The sequence below is a fragment of the Wolbachia endosymbiont (group A) of Myopa testacea genome (genome assembly GCF_964027115.1).
In the GTDB taxonomy this organism is placed as follows: domain Bacteria; phylum Pseudomonadota; class Alphaproteobacteria; order Rickettsiales; family Anaplasmataceae; genus Wolbachia.
On record NZ_OZ034729.1, the window covers coordinates 737,095 to 757,548 of the forward strand.

General features: G+C 36.0%; 15 protein-coding genes, 1 tRNA gene and 1 pseudogene. 12 read left to right on the forward strand and 5 right to left on the reverse strand.

All coding sequences use genetic code 11. From position 1 onward, the window contains the following. Nucleotides 1–168 precede the first annotated feature (168 nt). The gene (locus AAGD91_RS03710) at nucleotides 169–1,353 is read right to left on the reverse strand and encodes a phage portal protein (protein WP_341820652.1); all 1,185 of its coding nucleotides are present in this window, start codon (nucleotides 1,351–1,353) and stop codon (nucleotides 169–171) included. A 159-nt stretch (nucleotides 1,354–1,512) separates the two neighbouring features. On the opposite strand from AAGD91_RS03710, the gene lipB reads away from it, so the two are divergent. From lipB to AAGD91_RS03725, 3 genes and pseudogenes are all read left to right on the forward strand, one after another. Continuing rightward, entirely contained in the window at nucleotides 1,513–2,130 is a 618-nt protein-coding gene (gene lipB, locus AAGD91_RS03715) for a lipoyl(octanoyl) transferase LipB (protein ID WP_253309637.1), read from the forward strand. Next, the gene (locus tag AAGD91_RS03720; RefSeq protein WP_341820653.1) at nucleotides 2,130–3,107 is read left to right on the forward strand and encodes an LD-carboxypeptidase; all 978 of its coding nucleotides are present in this window, start codon (nucleotides 2,130–2,132) and stop codon (nucleotides 3,105–3,107) included. Before lipB ends, AAGD91_RS03720 begins: the two co-directional genes overlap by 1 nt. A 375-nt stretch (nucleotides 3,108–3,482) precedes the next feature. Continuing rightward, a pseudogene (locus tag AAGD91_RS03725) lies at nucleotides 3,483–3,728 on the forward strand (transposase); the annotation flags it as partial. Nucleotides 3,729–3,791: 63 nt separating this feature from the next. Here AAGD91_RS03725 and AAGD91_RS03730 read toward each other — a convergent pair. Next, on the reverse strand, nucleotides 3,792–5,039 hold the full coding sequence (locus tag AAGD91_RS03730; RefSeq protein WP_341820654.1) for an IscS subfamily cysteine desulfurase: 1,248 nt from the start codon (nucleotides 5,037–5,039) through the stop codon (nucleotides 3,792–3,794). 990 nt (nucleotides 5,040–6,029) lie between these two features. On the opposite strand from AAGD91_RS03730, the gene dnaE reads away from it, so the two are divergent. From dnaE to AAGD91_RS03760, 6 genes are all read left to right on the forward strand, one after another. Continuing rightward, a complete protein-coding gene (gene dnaE / locus AAGD91_RS03735; RefSeq protein WP_341821511.1) occupies nucleotides 6,030–9,359 on the forward strand; it encodes a DNA polymerase III subunit alpha in 3,330 nt (1,109 codons plus the stop codon). A 48-nt stretch (nucleotides 9,360–9,407) separates the two neighbouring features. Continuing rightward, nucleotides 9,408–10,190, forward strand: coding sequence for a 30S ribosomal protein S6 (gene rpsF, locus AAGD91_RS03740; RefSeq protein ID WP_341820655.1), 783 nt, complete (start codon nucleotides 9,408–9,410; stop codon nucleotides 10,188–10,190). Continuing rightward, nucleotides 10,190–10,465: a 30S ribosomal protein S18 gene (rpsR, locus tag AAGD91_RS03745; protein WP_341820656.1), complete on the forward strand. Its 276-nt coding sequence runs from the start codon at nucleotides 10,190–10,192 to the stop codon at nucleotides 10,463–10,465. The genes rpsF and rpsR overlap by 1 nt, the downstream gene beginning before the upstream one ends. Before the next feature lie 7 nt (nucleotides 10,466–10,472). Then, on the forward strand, nucleotides 10,473–11,030 hold the full coding sequence (rplI, locus tag AAGD91_RS03750) for a 50S ribosomal protein L9 (protein ID WP_341820657.1): 558 nt from the start codon (nucleotides 10,473–10,475) through the stop codon (nucleotides 11,028–11,030). Between the two features lie 112 nt (nucleotides 11,031–11,142). Further along, nucleotides 11,143–12,435 carry an adenylosuccinate lyase gene (purB, locus tag AAGD91_RS03755; protein ID WP_341820658.1) on the forward strand — a complete coding sequence of 431 codons (1,293 nt, stop codon included), beginning with the start codon at nucleotides 11,143–11,145 and terminating at the stop codon, nucleotides 12,433–12,435. After that, nucleotides 12,435–12,507: transfer RNA gene (locus AAGD91_RS03760), tRNA-Met, on the forward strand. The genes purB and AAGD91_RS03760 overlap by 1 nt, the downstream gene beginning before the upstream one ends. A 195-nt stretch (nucleotides 12,508–12,702) precedes the next feature. On the opposite strand, the gene AAGD91_RS03765 is transcribed toward AAGD91_RS03760, so the two are convergent. Further along, on the reverse strand, nucleotides 12,703–14,040 hold the full coding sequence (locus AAGD91_RS03765; protein WP_341820659.1) for an iron-containing alcohol dehydrogenase: 1,338 nt from the start codon (nucleotides 14,038–14,040) through the stop codon (nucleotides 12,703–12,705). Between the two features lie 42 nt (nucleotides 14,041–14,082). Between AAGD91_RS03765 and dapE the strand changes: the two genes are divergently transcribed. From dapE to AAGD91_RS03780, 3 genes are all read left to right on the forward strand, one after another. Next, on the forward strand, nucleotides 14,083–15,288 hold the full coding sequence (dapE, locus tag AAGD91_RS03770; RefSeq protein WP_341820660.1) for a succinyl-diaminopimelate desuccinylase: 1,206 nt from the start codon (nucleotides 14,083–14,085) through the stop codon (nucleotides 15,286–15,288). A gap of 655 nt (nucleotides 15,289–15,943) precedes the next feature. Continuing rightward, nucleotides 15,944–16,471, forward strand: coding sequence for a cytochrome c family protein (locus AAGD91_RS03775; RefSeq protein WP_341820661.1), 528 nt, complete (start codon nucleotides 15,944–15,946; stop codon nucleotides 16,469–16,471). A gap of 1 nt (nucleotide 16,472) precedes the next feature. Further along, complete coding sequence (locus AAGD91_RS03780) at nucleotides 16,473–17,222, forward strand: alpha/beta hydrolase (protein WP_341820662.1); 750 nt, start codon at nucleotides 16,473–16,475, stop codon at nucleotides 17,220–17,222. A gap of 4 nt (nucleotides 17,223–17,226) precedes the next feature. Here the strand turns inward: AAGD91_RS03780 and AAGD91_RS03785 are convergent, their stop codons facing one another. Next, nucleotides 17,227–18,108: an Rpn family recombination-promoting nuclease/putative transposase gene (locus tag AAGD91_RS03785; protein WP_341820663.1), complete on the reverse strand. Its 882-nt coding sequence runs from the start codon at nucleotides 18,106–18,108 to the stop codon at nucleotides 17,227–17,229. 347 nt (nucleotides 18,109–18,455) lie between these two features. Next, nucleotides 18,456–20,453 carry an NAD-dependent DNA ligase LigA gene (gene ligA / locus AAGD91_RS03790; RefSeq protein ID WP_341820664.1) on the reverse strand — a complete coding sequence of 666 codons (1,998 nt, stop codon included), beginning with the start codon at nucleotides 20,451–20,453 and terminating at the stop codon, nucleotides 18,456–18,458. Nucleotide 20,454: the final 1 nt, after the last annotated feature.

Genomic DNA, 20,454 nt, shown 5'->3' on the forward strand with positions numbered 1-20,454 from the left:
CGCTAACATGTAGCAGAATGACGAACCCTCGGTAAACCCAAAACTATAGGATAAAATAGACTAAATATGGTGTAATTTGGCTGATTTTTTTAATATTTTACAAAGTACAAAGCAAAAACTTAAACTCTTTTAAGTTGTCTTTTAGCCGCACAACTGAACGGATCAAACTTAACCTAACTCATCACCACCTGGCAGTGGTGGCAAGCCAAATGCTTCCCTTTTTTCATTGAGTGTAATAAAGCTTGCGTTTTCTACGTATTTCCACAACTTTTGCCTCTTTTCCATGAGAATTTCTATTGCATCTTTGTCGTACGACAAGCACAGATCCTCGCCAAATTTTGGTGTTAGCCAAGAATTCAGGTGACAGATAATATTTTCTAGCGTTGGTAAAACCGTCTGTTCCCAGAGGGATAAGCGTGCTTCGACTAAATTGCTATAAGTGTTATCACATGGTATGCCAAGCAACTGCGGCGGGACGCCAAAAGCCAGGGCAATATCACGAGCTGAACTGTGTTTGGACTCAATAAAATCCATATCCCTTGGTGATAAGCTCATTTCTTTCCACTCCAAGCCTCCTTCAAGCAATATCGGTCTTCCAGCATTGACAGAACCTGAATAATGATCATTTATTTGCTCTTTTAAGCGTTGGTACTGCTCTTGACTTAAACTTCCACCACTCCCGTCCTTCGCTGATTTCACAACTATTGCACCACTTGGTCTTGCCCCATTTTGCAACATCGCTTGATTCCAAGCACCCGCCTGATTATGCTGATCTATACTGTATGCAGCTGCCTCAATTGGTGATAATCCATACCAATCATTCAAAGGGTTAAAGGTCTTTAGGTGCAACACTGCTGAACGTCCGGTTAGTTTATCAACTTTAAAGTCATAACCGTTGTTATTTATGGTATAACGATAGATATAAGGAACGTTATTTCTCCCTGGAACAATTTCAATCCTATCAGGGCGCAGAAGATAAAGCTCTGTTGGTGGTTTTCTATTGTTCTGCGACTCAACCATCAATATATAAGAATTGCCGTTAACTAACCGATAAGTTACAATCCCCTCAATAAATTCCGATTTTGATGTCATTGGATTAGGAGAATAAAGTAATTTCAGTAATGGATGGGCTTTTAGTTGCGATTTTCCCTGTTCAGTAAGCTGGCAGAGAGTAAAAGCTACCGAAGATGCAGCACTTGCAATCATATTAATTGCTCGAAAGGCAATAACATTTTTTATGTAACCTTCCTCAGCAAAACTTACATAATCACGCTTACTCCAACTTGGTTCCATCATTAGCTGCAAAGCAGAATATTTACTGCTTTTCTTTCTTTGAAAAATGTTGAAATTCATATGTGCCTCATGAAAGATGTTTAAAAGTTAAAAGTGTTTTAGATTCTGTAGTTAAACTAAGATATAGATCCCAGTGTCACGCACTGGAATGACAAGAAGAGGGCACTTGGATGACAGGAAAAGAATGCACTGCTATACTAAAAAGAAAAGAAATTGAACATGACAGAATGGCTAATATCTAATCAGCTTATTGATTATAACTGTGCCGTAAAATCTATGGAAGAAAAAATTCAACAAATTTACAATAATTCAGCAGACGAATTGGTATGGCTACTCCAGCACCCTCCACTTTATACTGCAGGAATCAGTGCAACAGATGATGATATTGTTGAAAAACTATTTCCTATATATAAAACAGGAAGGGGTGGTAAACACACATATCATGGTCCAGGACAGCGCATCATATATTTAATGTTAAACCTTAAAAAAAGAAATAAATGCGACATAAAGCTATATATTAGAGACCTAAGTAAGTGGATAATAAATGTTTTAAAGCAATTTAATATACTTGGAGAATTTAAAGAGGATAGAATAGGTGTTTGGGTGAATAACAATGGAGTAGAAAAAAAAATTGCAGCTTTTGGTATTCGCTTAAGAAAATGGGTAACTTATCATGGCATAGCGCTTAACGTCTTTCCAGATCTCTCTCACTATAAGGGTATTATTCCTTGTGGACTGCAAGGTTATGGCGTCACATCAATGGAAGAACTAGGAGTGAAAGTTCCACTCTCTGAATTGGATGATATACTAAAAAAAGAGTTTTATAAGATATTTTAATGATCATTTACCTTTTATATTTTATTTTCACTTTATGTGCTAACACAGGTATTCATGCAATCGACCGAGTTGATATTATTGCTCCTTCTTCCAAGGGAAAAGAATCAGATCTGACTACTATAAAAGAATATGTAGAAGCTTCGGATTTTAATCCCCATATTTCGGAAAAAATATATAGTAATGACAATCCATTTTATTCCAACTCTGATGAATTCAGAGCAAATGATTTGGTTAGTGCACTAACTAATGATAGTAAAATAATTTGGTGTATCAGAGGAGGAGAAGGGGCTTCTCGGTTAATTCCCTATCTAGAAAAGTTACCCAATGATAAAAAAGAAAGGATTGCTCAAAACAAAAAAATCCTCATAGGCTATAGCGATATAACTGCCTTGCACATCTATCTACAAGCTAAATATGATTGGCAAACTCTTCACGGCACCATGTTGGAAATGATAGTAAATAGCTCCGTTTCTGAAAGCTCTGTTGAAAAATTGAAAGAGTTAATTCTTAACAAGCGGGATTCTATCAGATTTGATAACCTAAAGATGATAAACAATGGCATTAGACTAAAAGATGGCAGATTAGAGTCTAAAGTCATCGGTGGTAATATGACTTTAGTTGAAAATAGTATAGGAACTGCTTGGCAAATAAATGCGAAAGGTAAAATTCTATTTTTAGAGGACATAAGAGTTTACCCATACGCAATAGAGCGTAGTTTAGATCACCTAAAACAAGCTCACATTTTTGATGGAGTGCATGCAGTAATCTTTGGGGATTTCGTTAACTGTTATAATGATAATCTTGTTGAAGTTGTAAAAGAAAGGTTTGCAAAAAGTATTAACTTTCCTGTATTTACAATGAAAGGGGTAGGCCATGGACATACAAATGACCCTTTACCTCTTAACACTCACGCTATTATTAGCGTTCAAGACGAAAAAGAAGGTTTGTTTTTTATGGATGTGCAGAATGTTAGCTAATCTTATAGCTAATGCGAGCTCTACGTCATGCCGCCGCGGTATCTCTTAGCCGCTAACAAGTAGCGGGATACTTAACCTTCATACCGCAATTCATTCGCGGTATCTCAGCCGCTAACAAAGCGGGATGACGAGTTATTATACCGCCGCGAACCGTCATACCGTCACGGTATCTCTAGATCCCGCTAACACGTAGCGGGATGACGATTGTCATTTAGCCATAAATGTTTAAGAAATTCACCAAACGAAAAAAAAGATACCGTCTCGCTAGTCAACAAGAAAATTATAAAAATTGAATCTCAAGCTGTATTGTAAAATCAAAAAGTACTTCCTATTCATATCCTGTGTAGCGGTATACAGATTATAGTTAATGTATATGTTGATAAGTTTCGTTGGAACGAAAAAGATTTAGTAGCTTACGAAGAAAGAATAATGGATCTACGCAAAGAAGAAGCCATTCTTGAATACAGACTTGATCTTGCTACTGAAAAAGGTAAAAAAATTGATAAAGAGGAAGGGAAAATTGAAGTCGCAAAAGCAATGCTGGCTAATAATGTTGATGTCAACACTATTGTTAAGTTTACTGGCCTCTCAATGAGTGAGATCAAAGAATTGCAGAATTAAGTGTGAATGGTTACAGAGTAATTTCAAAGTGCATTTGCAGTTGGACTGGCTGAATGGATATATTTAATGAAAGTCCCATTTCACGGTGTTCAAATCTACTCCTTCTTGTACCATCTCCCAAAGTGGGCTCATTTCTCTCAGTCGGCCAATATTTTTAGCAACAAGATCTGCTGCGTACAAAACTTCTTCTTTAGTTGTAAATCGGCCTAGGCCAAATCTAATTGATGAATGCTCAAGGTCGTAGCCATTATTTAGCGACCGTATGACATAGGAAGGCTCAAGAGACGCAGACGTGCACGCAGAACCAGAACTTACTGCTAAATCCTTGATTGCCATGATGAGAGACTCACCCTCAACATAGGGAAAGCTCAAGTTTAGGTTGCCAGGAATTCTATTTTCATAATCACCATTTAAAACGATATCAGGAAATGCTTCTTTTATCTTATTGTACAAAATATCTCTCAGTCCTTCCAATTTGCTTGCTTCTGTTTCCATTTCTTCTTTAGCGATACGTGCCGCTTCACCAAAACCAACTGCAAGAGGTGTTGGAACTGTTCCAGAACGCATACCTCTTTCTTGTCCACCACCACTAATCAATGGTATCAGCCTAACACGAGGATTCTTTCTACGGACATATAATGCGCCTATTCCCATAGGTCCATAAATTTTGTGGCTAGAGAGACTCATAAGATCAATGCACATCTCATTAACATCAATTGGAACTTTTCCAAAGCTTTGAGCTGCATCTGTATGGAAAAATATATTATGCTTTCTGCATATTTTACCAATCTCCTTTACAGGCTGAATTACTCCGATTTCATTATTTACCATCATCACTGAAACCAGGATTGTTTTATCAGTAATTGCTTCCTCAAGCTTTGATAAATCTATAATTCCGTTTTGCTTAACAGGCAAATATGTAACTTTAAAGCCTTCATTTTCCAGATGCCGACAAGAATCCAGAACACACTTATGCTCCGTGCAGACAGTTATTATATGATTTCCTTTATTTTTGTAAAAGTGAGCAATGCCCTTGATTGCTGTATTATTTGACTCAGTTGCACCTGAGGTAAAGATAATTTCTTTGCTATCTGCGTTCACCAGATCAGCGATGTGTTTCCTTGCTTTTTCCACTGCTTCTTCAGCAGTCCAACCAAATGAATGGCTGCGAGAGTGTGCATTACTGAACTCACCAAAATAAGGTATCATTACCTCCAAAACACGTGGATCCACTTTAGTAGTAGATTGATAATCAAGAAATATTGGTAATTTTATTTTAGTATCATGTATTTTCTTACTTTCAACATTCATAAAGCTACCACAGGGACAAAATTTACAACTATTTAATAGCACTAAAACTTAATTTTTTCAAGGTATAATCTTGCATCAACAAACATTGTCACCAAAGGGATGATGAGTTGTGTGTATGACGCTGGTTCACTCTGTGATGGTGTCATTCCAGCGCCCCTATGATGTCATCCGAGTAGCTCCTTTTTTTGTCATCCGAGTAGCCCCTTTTTTGTCATCCCAGTGCCCAGACACTGGTTCACTCTATAATGGCAGTGCCTCTATGATGTAAGGAATCCAGTTTTTATGCAATCTCATCAAGAACGTTGTGTTTTAACGTAAGGTTGGCTACTTTTACACTCACTAACTTAGCTAGATCCCAGTGTCTGGGCACTGGGATGACAAAAAAAGGAGCACTGGAATGACACCTTCCTGCCCAGTTCATGTTGCTATAAATATTAAGAAATTTACCAAGCGAAAAAAAAGGCAAAAGAAGCCCTGGGGTTATTATCCGCTTTAAAATATTGGCGTTTTTTATGTTTTAAACGCTTGATAAGCGAGATTAAGCTGCTTTTAATTGCAACTAACCTACGCTGCAAATGTTTAAGAAATTTACCAAGCAGAAAAAAAGACAAAGAATCCCCGAGTTAGCTAGTCTTTTACTATCTTTGTCGAGTATTGGCATTTTTTGATGTCTTGTAACGCTTTGTAAGCGCGTTCAGCTTATTTAGATAAAAATCTAGATGTAGATGAAGTTTTGTAAAGACATACAGTATCTATATACTGCAAAAAATTGAACATAAGACGCCGATACATTAAGTAATCCTTACCTTTTAATCTGCAGATTGGCGAAAGCAAATACAATAGCTTCACTGTCATGATAAGGGGGATGACGGAGTTTGTCAAGGAAGTTTTTGTATTTTAATTTTAGAATTTTATAGGCTTTTGTTTTCATGAAATTATGTTCTCATGGGTAAATTAATGTTATCCTTTTTTGTTGATCTAAAGTTTTTTATGTTCATACACTTACGTGTTCATAGTGTTTATTCGCTGCTTGAAAGCTCGGTTAAAATTGAGGAGCTGATAGGCCTTTGTTTGCGAAATAAAATGCCAGCGGTTGCAATTACTGATTCAGGCAACTTGTTTGGCTCGCTCGAATTTTCAGAATATGCAGCAAGTAGGGGAATACAGCTAATAATAGGATGCAATATTATAGTTAAACATTCAGAACAAAATTTACCTATATTATTGCTTGCAAAAAATGAGCAAGGGTACACTAATTTAGTCACTTTGGTGAGTGAGTCTTTTAAAAAGCGCAAGAATAACAGCGATATTCCTTACGTTGATTTTGATGAGCTATTGAATTTAAGTATGGGTCTGATCGCTTTAACCGGTGGATATTTGGCTCAACTATTGTTGGGGCAAGATAAAGAAACGGTTGAAAAACTGCTTTCAGCATTCGATGGTCATTTATATGTTGAATTGCAGCGTCATGGGCTGAATAAAGAGCTAGAGCTTGAAGAAGCTTTAATAGATTTTGCTTATCAGCGCAATGTACCACTGGTTGCAACGAACGATGTGTTTTTTCCAAATAGTTCTGATTATGAGGCTTATGACATATTAACGTGCATATCGGAGGGGAGTTATGCCCTGGAGAATAACAGAAAGAAGTTAACTACCGAGCATTACTTCAAATCTGTGGCAGAAATGGAGGAACTGTTCAGCGACATTCCCGAAGCAATTCATAACACTTTAGTGATAGCTAAGCGGTGCTCTTACATGCCAAGAAGCAGGCAGCCTATCTTGCCTAAATTTCCTTGTCGAGAAAATAAAACTGAGAATGAAGAACTGAGGGAGCAGGCAGTTGCAGGATTAGAATTCCGCATTGCGAATGAGACAGATATAGACCTTAAACAATACTACGATCGGCTGAATTACGAACTAAGCGTAATAACTTCGATGAACTACGCTGGCTACTTTTTGATAGTTTCTGATTTCATTCGTTGGAGCAAAGCAAATGGCATTCCAGTTGGTCCAGGAAGAGGCTCTGGTGCTGGATCAATTGTTGCTTGGAGCTTACAGATTACAGACCTTGATCCAATAAAGTTTGGCCTAATATTTGAAAGGTTTTTAAATCCCGATCGTGTATCAATGCCTGACTTTGATATCGATTTCTGCCAAGAGAAAAGGGACCTGGTTATTGATTATGTTCAGAAAAAGTACGGTTATGTTGCTCAAATAATCACTTTTGGAAAATTGCAAGCAAGGGCAGTATTGCGTGATGTTGGTAGAGTATTGCAAATGCCTTACTCTCAAGTGGATAAAATATCTAAAATGGTTCCATTTAATCCAGTAAATCCTGTAACTTTATCGCAAGCGATAGAGCTTGATCAAAACCTGCAGAAAGAACGGGATAGTGATGAGGTAATTGCAAAGCTTCTTGATATATCACTAAAGCTTGAAGGAATATATCGTCACGTTTCAACTCATGCTGCTGGAATTGTAATATGTGATCAAAAGTTGGAAAATTTTGTTCCTGTGTACTACGATCCAAATTCGGCTCTGCCAATCACTCAATACAGCATGAAATATGTGGAGAAAGCTGGGTTAATAAAATTTGATTTTCTTGGACTTGGTACGCTAACACTAATAGATCATGTATGTCGTTTAATTAATCGTGATGAAAAAAAGATCGATATTTCTTCAGTTCCTTTGAATGATCAAAAAACCTATGAGATTCTCTCTAGCGGTGATTCAATTGGAGTGTTCCAGCTTGAAAGTTCGGGAATGAGAGAAGCTTTAATCAAATTAAAGCCAGATTGCATTGAAGATATTATCGCTTTAATTTCCCTTTATCGTCCAGGACCTATGGATAACATTCCAACTTATGTTGCAAGAAAGCATGGACTTGAAAAGCCAGATTATATTCATCCGTTACTTGAAGGAGTGTTAAAAGAAACATTTGGGGTAATAATCTACCAGGAGCAGGTGATGGAAATAGCCCGTATTCTTTCCGGGTATAGCTTAGGGGAAGCAGATCTGCTGAGACGTGCCATGGGTAAGAAAATTAAGGAAGAGATGGATAAACAACGTGAACTTTTCATCCAAGGAGCAACAAAGAATGGCGTTGATTATGACAGGGCAAGTTATATCTTTGACCTTGTTGCAAAATTTGCTGGTTATGGATTTAATAAATCTCACGCAGCTGCATATGCGGTTATATCTTATCAAACGGCTTACCTTAAAGCTAACTATCCATTAGAATTTTTTACAGCACTAATGAATCTAAATATTGATGATAGAGATAAACTGAATTTATTTTATCATGCAGCAAAGTTTAGTGGCGTTACCGTTCTTCCACCTGATATAAACAAGTCTCAAGCTGAATTCTCAATAGAGGGTGAGTGCATACGTTATGGTATTGCTGCCTTGAGGAATGTTGGTTTTTCTATAGCAGAAGGAATAGTGAACACACGTTCAAGCGCTTATAAGGACATATGGGAATTCATTCAAAATTCAGGTCATATAATAAATAAGAGAGCGCTAGAAAGCCTAATTAAATCCGGGGCATTCGATAGCGTGCATAAGAACAGAAAGCAGCTATATGAGTCAATGGACATGCTGATTTACTTTGCAAATAAAAACAAACAGGATAGGGAATCAAGTCAAGCTGCTTTGTTTGGTAGTCTTGATGTCCTTAAACCGAAATTTGAGAATGTGGAAAATTTTGATGAAGAGGAAAAATTAGAGCATGAGTTATTTTCACTAGGATTTTATTTAACTAATCATCCACTTGAAAAATTTAGAATTCTTCTGGAAAAGTTAAATATTGGGTTTATCGGAGAAAATAGAACAGCAAAAACTGCTGGGGTAATATTAAATGCACGTATGAGAACTTCAGAGCGTGGAAGATTTGTTATACTCACACTTTCTGATCCCCATAACGTTTCTGAAATAGCATTTTATAATAATGAAATAATAGAAGAAAAAAGAGATTTATTTTCACCAGGAACATTTGTGATAATTGATCTTGAAGCTTCGGAAAATACGACAAGATTAGCAGGCAAGGATATATCTGAGTTTACAAAAAGAATCGCTTCTACAATAAAGGAATTAGTTCTCACCACTGAGTGCACGGATTCGCAAAAAGCCGCTATGGAATTAAATGCAATATTAAAAGATAAAGGCAGAACCAAAATAATGCTAAAACTTCTTCTCGAAAAACATAAAGTGAGCATCTTATTACCAGGTGCATACTCAATTGCTCCTCAAGTTATTTATGAAATATCTAATTTAAGCTGGATTAAAGGCGTAGAAATTAATACAAATAACTTGCTTATATAAAAAAGCTTTATATAATGAAATATTTAATCGGTATTAAAGGAAGATATAGTGAATCTTTATGAATTTACTTTTATAGCACAACAAGGATTATTACAGCAAGAAGTAGAGGAGATGGTCCAAGAGCTAGCTGTTTCATTGAAAAATATTAAAGCAGATGTTATTTTCCAAAAGATCAAGAGTCTTATGGAAAGGCAAAATAGTACGCTTACAAAACAAGAGTTAGAAACGCGTGCTGAAAACATTAAAGAAGGTCTAGTTGCTTACTCTGATTTCTTGGAAGATCTTACAAAAATTTTATGGGTTGAATTGGAAGAAGATCTTTCAAATTTGAAAGAAGTGAAGTCAAAAATCGATAAAGAGTTGAAAGATGACCTAAAAGATTTAGGAATAAAGCAAGATTTTATAAAATTTCTAGGAGGCAGTGAGCAAATTACTAAAAGTGCGTTTATCCATAATGCAGTAAATGCTTTGAAGAGAAATATTTCAGAATATCTAATAAAGATTTTTCAAGATATTTTGAAAGATTTTAGAATAAACGGTCCAACTCAATCGAGCAAAGCATTGGAGATGCTTTTGAAAAACATTGAAGCATCGGGATTAATCAAGTATGAACATTGGGGTCTTTTGGATTTTGCATATCCAATAAATAAGATGAAGAGCGGTCATTATTGTATAATGTGCATAAGTTCTACTGCAAACATTCTGGATGAATTTGTGCGTAGAATGAAACTTAATGAGAACGTTATTCGCCACTTGTCTGTGCAGGTTGATAAATTTTTTGAAGGTAAATCTTATATGATGAATAAACAAATTGAGGAGCAAAACGCATAATGATGAAAAGACGAAATAGTTTTAATAATTCTTACGTATCTGTAAATAATAGGACTGGCTTTAGGCGTTCTAAAGTTTGCCCTCTTGCTACGTCTAAAGATGAAGAAATAGATTATAAGAATACAGATTTATTATCCAAGTTTACCTCTGACTATGGTAGGATATTACCTAGAAGGTTAACAGGCGTATGTGCAAAAAAACAAAGGAAGTTACGCTTAGCGATCATAAGGGCACGTTTTTTAGCTCTTGTTCCTTACTGTACTAAAAAAGTTTAGGTAATTTATGTTGATAATTTTAAAGGAAAATATAAGGACTTTAGGTAAGCTTGGTGAAGTTGTCAAAGTTAAACCAGGTTATGCACGTAATTTTCTTTTTCCACAAAGAAAAGCGGTGAAAGCTACCAAGGAAAATTTAACAAAGCTAGAGGAGCAACGTTTATTACTGGAAGAAGAGAATATAAAAAGATTAAATGTAGCAAAAGAGCTTGCATTGTCACTACATGATAAGTTTGTGGTATTGATAAAGCAAGCTTCAGAGGATGGTAAAATTTTTGGTTCTGTAACAACACGTGAAATTGCGAAAGTTTTACTACAAGAAGGACATGCGATAGATCATCGTAGTTTATCTTTTGGTGGAATAAGCATCAAAAACTTGGGTGAATACCAAGTAAACGTAGAATTACATAGTGAAGTAGTAGTACCAATTACTATATACGTCGTGAAATCCGAAACAGATGCGCATGAATTAAGGCAAGTAAAGTTGCAAAATCAGAAGTCTGAGCAACAAGAGGCAGGGCAAGGTGCGAATAAAGAAGCTACTGATGGTGGTGAAGCTGATTAAAGATGATCCCTCGTTATAGCCGTAAAGAAATGTCTTCCATGGCTAAGCTGGTGTCATCCCAGTGCGTGACACTGGGATCTAGCATGTTCAAAGATAAGACGGGGGTCATTTAATGATCCCGCGCTATAGCCAAAAAGAAATGTCTTCCATTTGGGAGGAAAATAATAAATTTAATATATGGCTTAAAACAGAAAAATTAGCGTGTGAAGCTCAAGCAGAGTTAGGAGTGATTCCAAATAGTGTTGCTCAGAAGCTCTCTGGTGCTATTGAATTTGATATTGAACGTATCAACGAAATTGAATCCATTGTAAAACATGATGTTATAGCTTTTCTGACATATGTTGCTGAAAAAGCGGGAGTTGATGTTCGTTATCTCCACTATGGAATGACAAGTTCTGATGTTTTGGATACATGCCTTGCGGTGCAGTTGAAAGAGTCATGTGATATTTTACTCGGGAATCTAAAAAATTTACTTGCAGTATTGAAAAAAAAAGCTGAGGACTATAAAGATATTGTTTGTGTTGGGCGCAGTCATGGAATGCATGCAGAACCAACAACTCTTGGATTAAAATTTGCTAGATTTTATGCTGAATTTAAACGCAATTATCAGAGATTAATTAGCGCGCAAAAAGAGATCTCAATTTGTAAAATATCAGGTGCAGTAGGTAATTTTGCAAATGTTGATCCGTTTATTGAAGAGTATGTAGCGAAAGAAATGGGACTCATACCTGAAACCATATCGTCTCAAGTCATTCCTCGTGATAGACATGCCATGTTCTTTTCGGTTTTGGGAGTGATTGCAAGCTCAATAGAAAATATTGCAATTGAAATTCGTCATTTGCAAAGAACTGAAATCGGCGAAATTTCTGAGCATTTTTCCATTGGGCAGAAGGGAAGCTCTGCTATGCCACACAAATGTAATCCTATTTTAAGTGAAAATCTGACGGGACTCTCACGTTTAATACGCAGTTATGTTTTTCCTGCGTTAGAAAATGTTGCATTGTGGCACGAACGTGATATATCACACTCGTCTGTGGAAAGATGCATTGCTCCTGATGCTTGTATAACAATGGATTTTGCTTTAGTGCGATTAACAGATTTGATAGATAAATTGGTAATCAATAAGGAAAACATTGAAAAGAACTTAAATTCTTCAAAAGGTTTAGTTTTCTCACAGCGTGTATTGCTTGAGTTAGTAAATAGTGGTTTAGCGAGGGAAGAGGCGTATAAAATTGTTCAGAGCAATGCAATGAAAGTGAAACAAAACAACAGTGATTTTCTGGCCGAATTGAAACAAGATAAACCTTTACTTAAGGTTATTAACTCGGAAAAACTTGAATCTTTGTTTGATTTGAAATATTATACAAAGCATGTAGGTCACATATATAGCAAGGTTTTCAATTAGGCTGAGTAGCTCAGTTGGTAGAGCAGGAGGATCATAATCTCTTGGTCGGGGGTTCAAGTCCCTCCTCAGCCACTCGAACTGAACTATGTTTAGCAAGATAGTGCTATTGGTGAAATAGTGCAACCCAGTGTCAGCTACTTGGAATGGTTACGTTCAGTTGTATATCCACTTAGGTCTACAGTTTAGAGGAAAATGGATAAGAGATTGTGAAAAGGGTTTAGCTTTTGGCCTATGATCTCTTTAAATGACAGAATTTCACTACAAAACTTAACTTTCTTCTATGCAATTAGCTAAGTCAAGAAAGGTGAATCTATCTCTTGTTGCAAACGCAAGATCGACCACTTTACAATATTGTTCTTTATTCCAACTGAGGTGCTCTGGTAAGTGCGGAATTGATAGATCTTCAAATATTTTTTGCAGGTATTTTGCAGGTAGTAAATTTTGCTTAATTAAATTGGAAATATTAGTCCATTCTTTACAAATAATCTCTTGGATTTTTTGCTGCATAATTTGCTTCTGTTCAAAAGTTCTTACAAATTCGATATTATCAAAGCACTGAGTTATATGTTTTACATCTAAAGTGGTCGGGTTGATAATCGGGTTTTGTATTGATAATATCTTTTCCTGCAAATTAGCCATGGTAATCGTCGTAACAGAAATTTTTTCGCCATGTAGTGAGGAATGATCTCTTGTTACCATTTCCATTGCGTGAGCTATCATATGCTCTCCTTGGCTTGCAGAATAGCTGCCTTTTGATATTACCATTCCAAGTCCTGAAATTAGTAGAACTTCCATAAGTAATAGGACCACTTTTCTACTTCTTTTAGTAAGCGCCGTATACTCTCTTAGCAAAATTTGCTCCAAATCGCGAACAAGTGTAAAAGGTAATTCATTGTATTCTGTGCCAAGCAACAAATGAGATAGTAGCCAGTCAGCCTGAACTGTCGAACGGCAAATGAAATCTGCAAATCCGCTTAATGTGAGGCGCAGTGGTGCATTGGTAAGTATGTCTATATCTATATATATCGCTCTTGGAAGATGTGCTTTGAACGATTTTTTGTATCCATTTACTAATATTGAAGCATTTGCGGATGTATATCCATTCATGGAAGCTGCTGTTGGGAACGATATATAATCTTTTTTCTCGAGGTAGCTTGCATATTTGCAGATGTCGTTAACGGTGCCGCTACCAAATGCAACTATTAAGTCACTGTCTTTTGCTTTGTTTCTAACTAGATTTATGGTTTCAAGAGAGGCAAGTGAAAGATTAGTACCCATGGTTGGTGTCATTCCAGCGCGTGACGCTGATTTTTTTTCCTGGATCCCAGTCTCGGAGGACTGGGATGATAAAATGTAGGGAGCATCCGAAATGATATGAGGTTTTGCAAGAGGCCTAATAGTATTGCTCGGGATAATTAAGTGAGAAATTTTATTAAATACGTTTTTGTTTAAAAGTTTTGCTGTATTTTCATCTGCAACTAGAAAGATGTCATTTCCATGTCGTGTGCATATTTTATAGATATCATCAGCAAGGTGGTAATCTGTTATTACTTCCCTTAGAAAAGTTTGTTCGGCTTGATGTAATATTTGTTTTAAATAGTGCATAGAGTGTTTACAATATAGCAATATAAGTATTTTAAGATTGACATGAAAATTGACCCTGTAGAGCTAACTAAGAAATTGATCTCTTTTGAGAGTATAACACCAAGGGACGGCGGGGCAATAGAGCATATAGCAACAATCTTCAAGAAAAGTGGCTTTGACTGTGAGATTTTAGAATTTGGTGATGATGGAACTAAAGTTAAAAATCTTTATGCGAAATATATAAATGGAGTACCAAATTTGTGCTTTGCTGGGCATGTTGATGTTGTACCACCGGGTCAGTTAAAAGATTGGGCATTTGGTCCATTTAATCCAGAAGTTAGAGATGGAATGCTATATGGAAGAGGAGCAGCTGATATGAAAAGCGGAATAGCTGCATTTATTGCTGCTATGGCAAATTTAATTGCAGAAAAGTTTCAATTTAATGGTTCGATAAGTGCATTGATTACCAGTGCTGAAGAAAGCACGGAAGAATATGGAACAAAGGCAGTTTTGGAATGGATGAAAAGTAAGCAAAAAAAGATAGATTTTTGTGTAGTTGCCGAACCAACCAGTAGTGAGAAATTAGGTGATACCATAAAAATAGGCAGAAGAGGTTCTGTAACATTTGAATTAATTTGCCATGGAAAACAAGGACACGTTGCCTACCCAGAACTAGCAGATAATCCAATATATAAGGTAATATCGATATTGAGTAAGGTAAAAAATACTACTTTTGATCATGGTAATAAATATTTTCAGCCTTCACATTGCGAAGTTACTACTATCGATGTTGGAAATAATACTAGCAATCTAATACCTAGTTCAGCAACTACACGTTTTAACATTCGATATAACGATACACAAACACCTGACGGCTTATATAAGCTGATTGATGAAATATGCTCCAGTGTAACTAACGATTATAAACTTTCTATGCATAGCAGCAGGGACGTTTTCCTCTCTACTCCTGATAGAAATACTGATATTATGCTTGATGCGATAAATAAAGTTACCAGTATTGATGCTGTGCTGAGCACAAGTGGTGGCACATCTGACGCTGCGTTTATCAAAGATGTTTGTCCAGTGATTGAATTTGGTATAATCAACAAAACCGCACATCAGATAAACGAATGCGTATTAGTAAATGATATACACAAATTAACAGCTATATATAAGGAATTTATAGAAAATTATTTCAATCCCACTAATAAAATATTGAGTCAGGTCAACGTAGTTAGTAATATATCTAGTGGTCCATTGTTAGCTTAGATGTAATCAGATCTCTTGCATAACTGTTGTTTGAGTAACAACTGGTATCATCCCAGCGTGTGACGTTAGAATCCAAAAACCATGAGAGCTACAAAAACCACTTGACAAACTCCGCCAGTCCCCTTATCATGAAACTGAAGCTATTGTATTTGTTTTCGCCAATCTGCAGATTAAAAGGTAAGGATTACTTAATGTATTGGCGTCTTATGTTCAATTTTTTGCAGTATATAGATACTGTATGTCTTTACAAAACTTCATCTACATCTAGATTTTTATCTAAATAAGCTGAACGCGCTTACAAAGCGTTACAAGACATCAAAAAATGCCAATACTCGACAAAGATAGTAAAAGACTAGCTAACTCGGGGATTCTTTGTCTTTTTTTCTGCTTGGTAAATTTCTTAAACATTTGCAGCGTAGGTTAGTTGCAATTAAAAGCAGCTTAATCTCGCTTGTCAAGCGTTTAAAACATAAAAAACGCCAATATTTTAAAGCGGATAATAACCCCAGGGTTTCTTTTGCCTTTTTTTTCATTTGGTAAATTTCTTAATATTTGTAGCTAGAGACTCTCATCTTTAGCGAGCTTCAAGGTAATTGGTTGCTATTTGCGAAAATATTTGCATAATTTAAGCAACATTAATTGATAAAAATTAACTATGGAGCTTAATAAGATTGCAGCATCGATTTTACTTTCTGGGCTAATCATTATGATAGTCAGCAACGTAGTTGATATGCTGTATAGTCCAGAGGAATATAAGATTGAACACCAAACGATAGTAGCTGCTGGTAACAATGAGTCCCAGCAAAAAATCGAGCAAGTGGCGCTCGATATTGGAGCGCTCATGCAGAATGCTAGCTTTGAAAAAGGCAAGTCAGCAGGGAAGAAATGTATAGCCTGCCATAGTTTTGAGAAAGGTGGAATGAATAAAGTAGGACCAAACTTATGGAACGTAGTTGGAAACAAAAAGGCTCATCTTGGTAACTCATTCAATTACTCAAAAGCAGTGCTTGAAAGAGGTGGAAAATGGGGGTATGAGGAGCTATTTGCTTTCTTAAAGAACCCAAAAGCCTATATAAAAGGTACGCGTATGGCATTTGCAGGTATTTCCAATCCACAAGAAATTGCAGATCTAGTTAGTTATTTGCGTCAATTGAGTGATAACCCGGTTGCTTTGCCAAAGTAGTATGGATTATTGTAATGATGGAAATAATGGTCACATAGCATATCGAAAGCTACAAGGAAAGAAAGCTTCTGTAGTTTTTTTCGGTGGATTTGCATCTAATATGGATGGAACTAAAGCAACTGCTATTTACAAATTTTGCCAAGAAAACGATATAGCACTTGTGCTATTTGATTATTTTGGTCACGGTCATTCAAGTGGTGATTTTATTGATTACACGATAAGTGATTGGCAAGAAAATTGTGCTAAAGTGATAAGTGAATTAACTAGCGATAAACAAATAATTATAGGTTCAAGTATGGGAGGATGGCTGATGCTGCTCATTGCCCTTCAATTTCCAGAAAAAATTGCAGCATTAATCGGCATATCGTCTGCTCCTGATTTTACTGAAGATTTGATATTCAAGCAATTGTCAGGCAAGCAAAAAGAAGAACTAGGTTCTAAAGGTGTAATAGATTTTACTTCAGAGCATTGTACATACAAAATAACTAAAAATTTGATCGAAGATGGCAGAAAGAACCTTCTTTTAAACAGAGAAGCAATAGATATAAACTGTCCTGTGCGCTTATTGCATAGCATTAATGATAAAGATGTTCCTTATCAAACTTCATTGAATTTAGCTGAAAAAATTAAGTCAACCGATGTTGAAGTATACTTGATGAAATCAGCAGAGCACAACATGTCTGACAATTACTCACTGAAAGTTTTATTTAAGACCATTAGAGAATTTTTGCCAGCAAAAACATATAGGTAACCGTTCACAGATTTCCACTTAATTCTTCAATCTCACTAATAGAAAGGCCAGTAAATTTGACAATAGTGTTGACATCAACATTATTAGCCAGCATTGCTTTTACGACTTCAATTTTTCCTTTCTCTATACCTTTTTGTATACCTTTCTCTTCAGCAAGATCAAGTCTGTATTCAAGAATGGCTTCTTCTTTCCGTAGATCCATTATTCTTTCTTCGTAAGCTACTAAATCTTTTTCGTTCCAACGAAACTTGTCTAATTCATCATATGCTAGCTTTATTATTGGCGCTTTTTCTGCTATCTCTTTTAAGTCCTCTTCTGTTGTTTCTTCTGCGTATTTAAAAAAGAAACACCACCTTTCTACTATACTTTCTAACTGCTCTACTTTACTTTTTGAAAATTTGGGCAATTCTATAAAGATAAATTGAAAATCTTTTAAGTAATGGCCGTTAGTTTTTATATCACGTATATTATGAGTAGAGATATAACCAACTTCTTCAGGAAGTAAGTTACAATTGGAAATAGCAATAAAGAAGACTTTCTTTAAATCAATGTAGTTGCCAGATTTATCTAATTGTCTTGAGTAGGCTTTAGCGGCATATAATTGAGCGCGTTTTTCGAAGCCCTTGTCTCTAGCGAGCTGCATTTCTGCTATATATCTATTTCCGTGAGAATCCTTGCAGAGAACATCAACAATACTTTGTTTATCAGAGGCAACTTCGGGATCCATAATAGTGCTAAGAAACTCAACTTCTTGTATTGCATTTATCTCAGTAAACCCTAAAATATCGTTCAAAAAGTGGATCAGGATATTCTTATTTTTTTCCGTTCCAAAGATTTTTCTGAAACACAAATCATTGCTAGGATCGAGAAATTTTGAAAGAGCCATAATGCTTGGAAAATATTAATAATTATACACTATTATTAACAATTATTCAACCATATTTTTGAAGATAGCTATAGCTAAAGTGACTTAGGTTTACCGATAATTTGAAAAACAAAAATTCGTCATTCCGCTACTTGTTAGCGGAATCTATGCTGAGATACTGCGAATAAATCGCGGTATGACGTGTTGCTTGGGTCAGCTATAGGACCTGTAACAGCACCATGACCTTACCCAGAAAAAATGGAGAGAAAGAAAGGAGTTTTTTTGTGGTAATGACCCTACCCAATCAATCCAATTAACAGCTTGCTCATTATAGTCTTGCAACTTTGATTTAATATACAATCCAAGTGTCATTTGAACACTCCCGAACTTATCACTTTATGCCACTGGTCTTCATCTAAAATTTCTACACCTAATTCCACTGCCTTTTTATATTTGGATCCTGGTTTTTCTCCTGCAATTAGGTAGTCAGTTTTAGCAGAAAGATGTGAGCTGACCTTTGCTCCTAGAGTTTTGGCTCTTACTTTTGCCTCTCCTCTACTCATAGCAAGTAGCTTACCAGTAAACACTATAATTTTATTATTTAAAATAGAGTCACTAGAGTTGGAGCTCACAGGAAGAATTTGAAGACAAGCAGTAAGATCATTTAACATTTTGATGTTATGTTCCTTAGAAAAAAATGATTCCAAAGATTCAGCCCCTTTTTTTCCTATGCCGTCTATACCGACTAGCTCAGTATTATCTGATGACAGTTCAATCATCGAATTATACCAATTATAATAAGAAACATAATAATCTGCAAGCAATTCTGCTGCAACTTGGCCAATAAATCTAATACCTAAAGAAAATATAAACCTATCTAGAGTTATCACCCTTCTGCTTTGTATAGAATTTAACAAATTAGCTATAGATTTCTCGCCCCAGCCAGACTGTCCTTCCAGATTAAATTCATCCAATTTTTCTTCTAAAATAAAAATATCATGGATTTGTTTTATCAGATCAAGGTTGTAAAAAAACTCTATCTGCTTATCACCAAGGCCAACAATGTCAAATGCATCTTTCGATACAAAATGCTTTAGTTTTTCTATTATTTGAGCTTTACAGGCAAATTCCTCAGGACATCTTACTGCCGCCTCTCCCTCAACCTGACGTACTTTACTACCACATTCAGGGCATACTCCAGGAAACACAAATTCAGGTGTATTTGGAAGACGAGAATCTCTGTTCACTTCAATGATCTGGGGAATTACATCTCCTGCCCTTTTGATTGTTACAATATCTCCCTCTCTTATGTCTTTACGTTTTATCTCATCTTGGTTATGCAGACTTGCTCTACTAACTAGCACCCCACCAATATTGACTGGCACTAAATCTGCAACTGGAGTTAAAACCCCTGTTCTGCCCACCTGTATAAATATCTTATTTAACTTTGTTTTTGCATAAACCGCAGAAAACTTGTATGCAAGTGCTGAGCGCGGTGCTTTGTGAGTATTCCCTAGACGATTTTGTAGTACCAAATCATTTACTTTATAGACTATTCCATCAATATCATAATCCAAGTTATAGCGACAATTATAGACCTCGTTATAGAACTTCAGCATTCCATCCAAACTACTCGTTAAGGACTGATGCTCATTTACGCAAAAACCAAGTGCCTCAAGCTTATTTAGTATTTCACTTTGACTTTTCTCTGCTCCACCAATCAAAGAATAAGCAAAATATCTAAGTGGTCTACTTGCTGTAATGTTTGCATCCAATTGCTTTAGAGAACCAGCAGCTGCATTTCGAGGATTGGCAAATTCATCGTTTTCATTTAACTTTAAAAAGTCGCTGTTACTGATGTATATTTCACCTCTTACTTCCAATCTACCTTGCACACCTTGCAAAAACTTAGGAAAGCCTTTTATTGTTGCAACATTGTGAGTGACATCTTCCCCTAAAAAACCGTCACCTCGAGTTGCAGCTTTAACAAATCTCCCATCCTCATAAATTGCAGAAAACGACAACCCATCAATTTTTGGCTCACATAATATCTCTATTTTGTCCTCAATTAAAAACCTCTTTATTTTAGACAAAAATTTCTCTACATCTTGTTCGTCATAAGCATTCTCAAGAGAAAGCATAGGTTCTTGATGTTCCACCTTAGAAAACCTCTCATCAGGTGGAGCACCAACACTATCTTGTGTTGCATAAATTTCTGGAAATTGTGCCTCTATTTCAGCTAACTTTTTCTTCAGTTCATCATATTCAGCATCACTTATTTCTGGCTTATTTTTTTGGTGATACAAAACATTATGATAATTTATTTGATCTTGCAGTTTTTCTCTCATCTTTTCTAAGTTAGTCATG

Bases quoted from the DNA above. Each gene is read 5' to 3' on its own strand.
- AAGD91_RS03710 (WP_341820652.1), bottom strand. From the start codon at position 1,353: ATGAATTTCAACATTTTTCAAAGAAAGAAAAGCAGTAAATATTCTGCT.
- lipB (WP_253309637.1), top strand. From the start codon at position 1,513: ATGACAGAATGGCTAATATCTAATCAGCTTATTGATTATAACTGTGCC.
- AAGD91_RS03720 (WP_341820653.1), top strand. From the start codon at position 2,130: ATGATCATTTACCTTTTATATTTTATTTTCACTTTATGTGCTAACACA.
- AAGD91_RS03730 (WP_341820654.1), bottom strand. From the start codon at position 5,039: ATGAATGTTGAAAGTAAGAAAATACATGATACTAAAATAAAATTACCA.
- dnaE (WP_341821511.1), top strand. From the start codon at position 6,030: ATGTTCATACACTTACGTGTTCATAGTGTTTATTCGCTGCTTGAAAGC.
- rpsR (WP_341820656.1), top strand. From the start codon at position 10,190: ATGATGAAAAGACGAAATAGTTTTAATAATTCTTACGTATCTGTAAAT.
- rplI (WP_341820657.1), top strand. From the start codon at position 10,473: ATGTTGATAATTTTAAAGGAAAATATAAGGACTTTAGGTAAGCTTGGT.
- purB (WP_341820658.1), top strand. From the start codon at position 11,143: ATGATCCCGCGCTATAGCCAAAAAGAAATGTCTTCCATTTGGGAGGAA.
- AAGD91_RS03765 (WP_341820659.1), bottom strand. From the start codon at position 14,040: ATGCACTATTTAAAACAAATATTACATCAAGCCGAACAAACTTTTCTA.
- dapE (WP_341820660.1), top strand. From the start codon at position 14,083: ATGAAAATTGACCCTGTAGAGCTAACTAAGAAATTGATCTCTTTTGAG.
- AAGD91_RS03775 (WP_341820661.1), top strand. From the start codon at position 15,944: ATGGAGCTTAATAAGATTGCAGCATCGATTTTACTTTCTGGGCTAATC.
- AAGD91_RS03780 (WP_341820662.1), top strand. From the start codon at position 16,473: ATGGATTATTGTAATGATGGAAATAATGGTCACATAGCATATCGAAAG.
- AAGD91_RS03785 (WP_341820663.1), bottom strand. From the start codon at position 18,108: ATGGCTCTTTCAAAATTTCTCGATCCTAGCAATGATTTGTGTTTCAGA.
- ligA (WP_341820664.1), bottom strand. From the start codon at position 20,453: ATGACTAACTTAGAAAAGATGAGAGAAAAACTGCAAGATCAAATAAAT.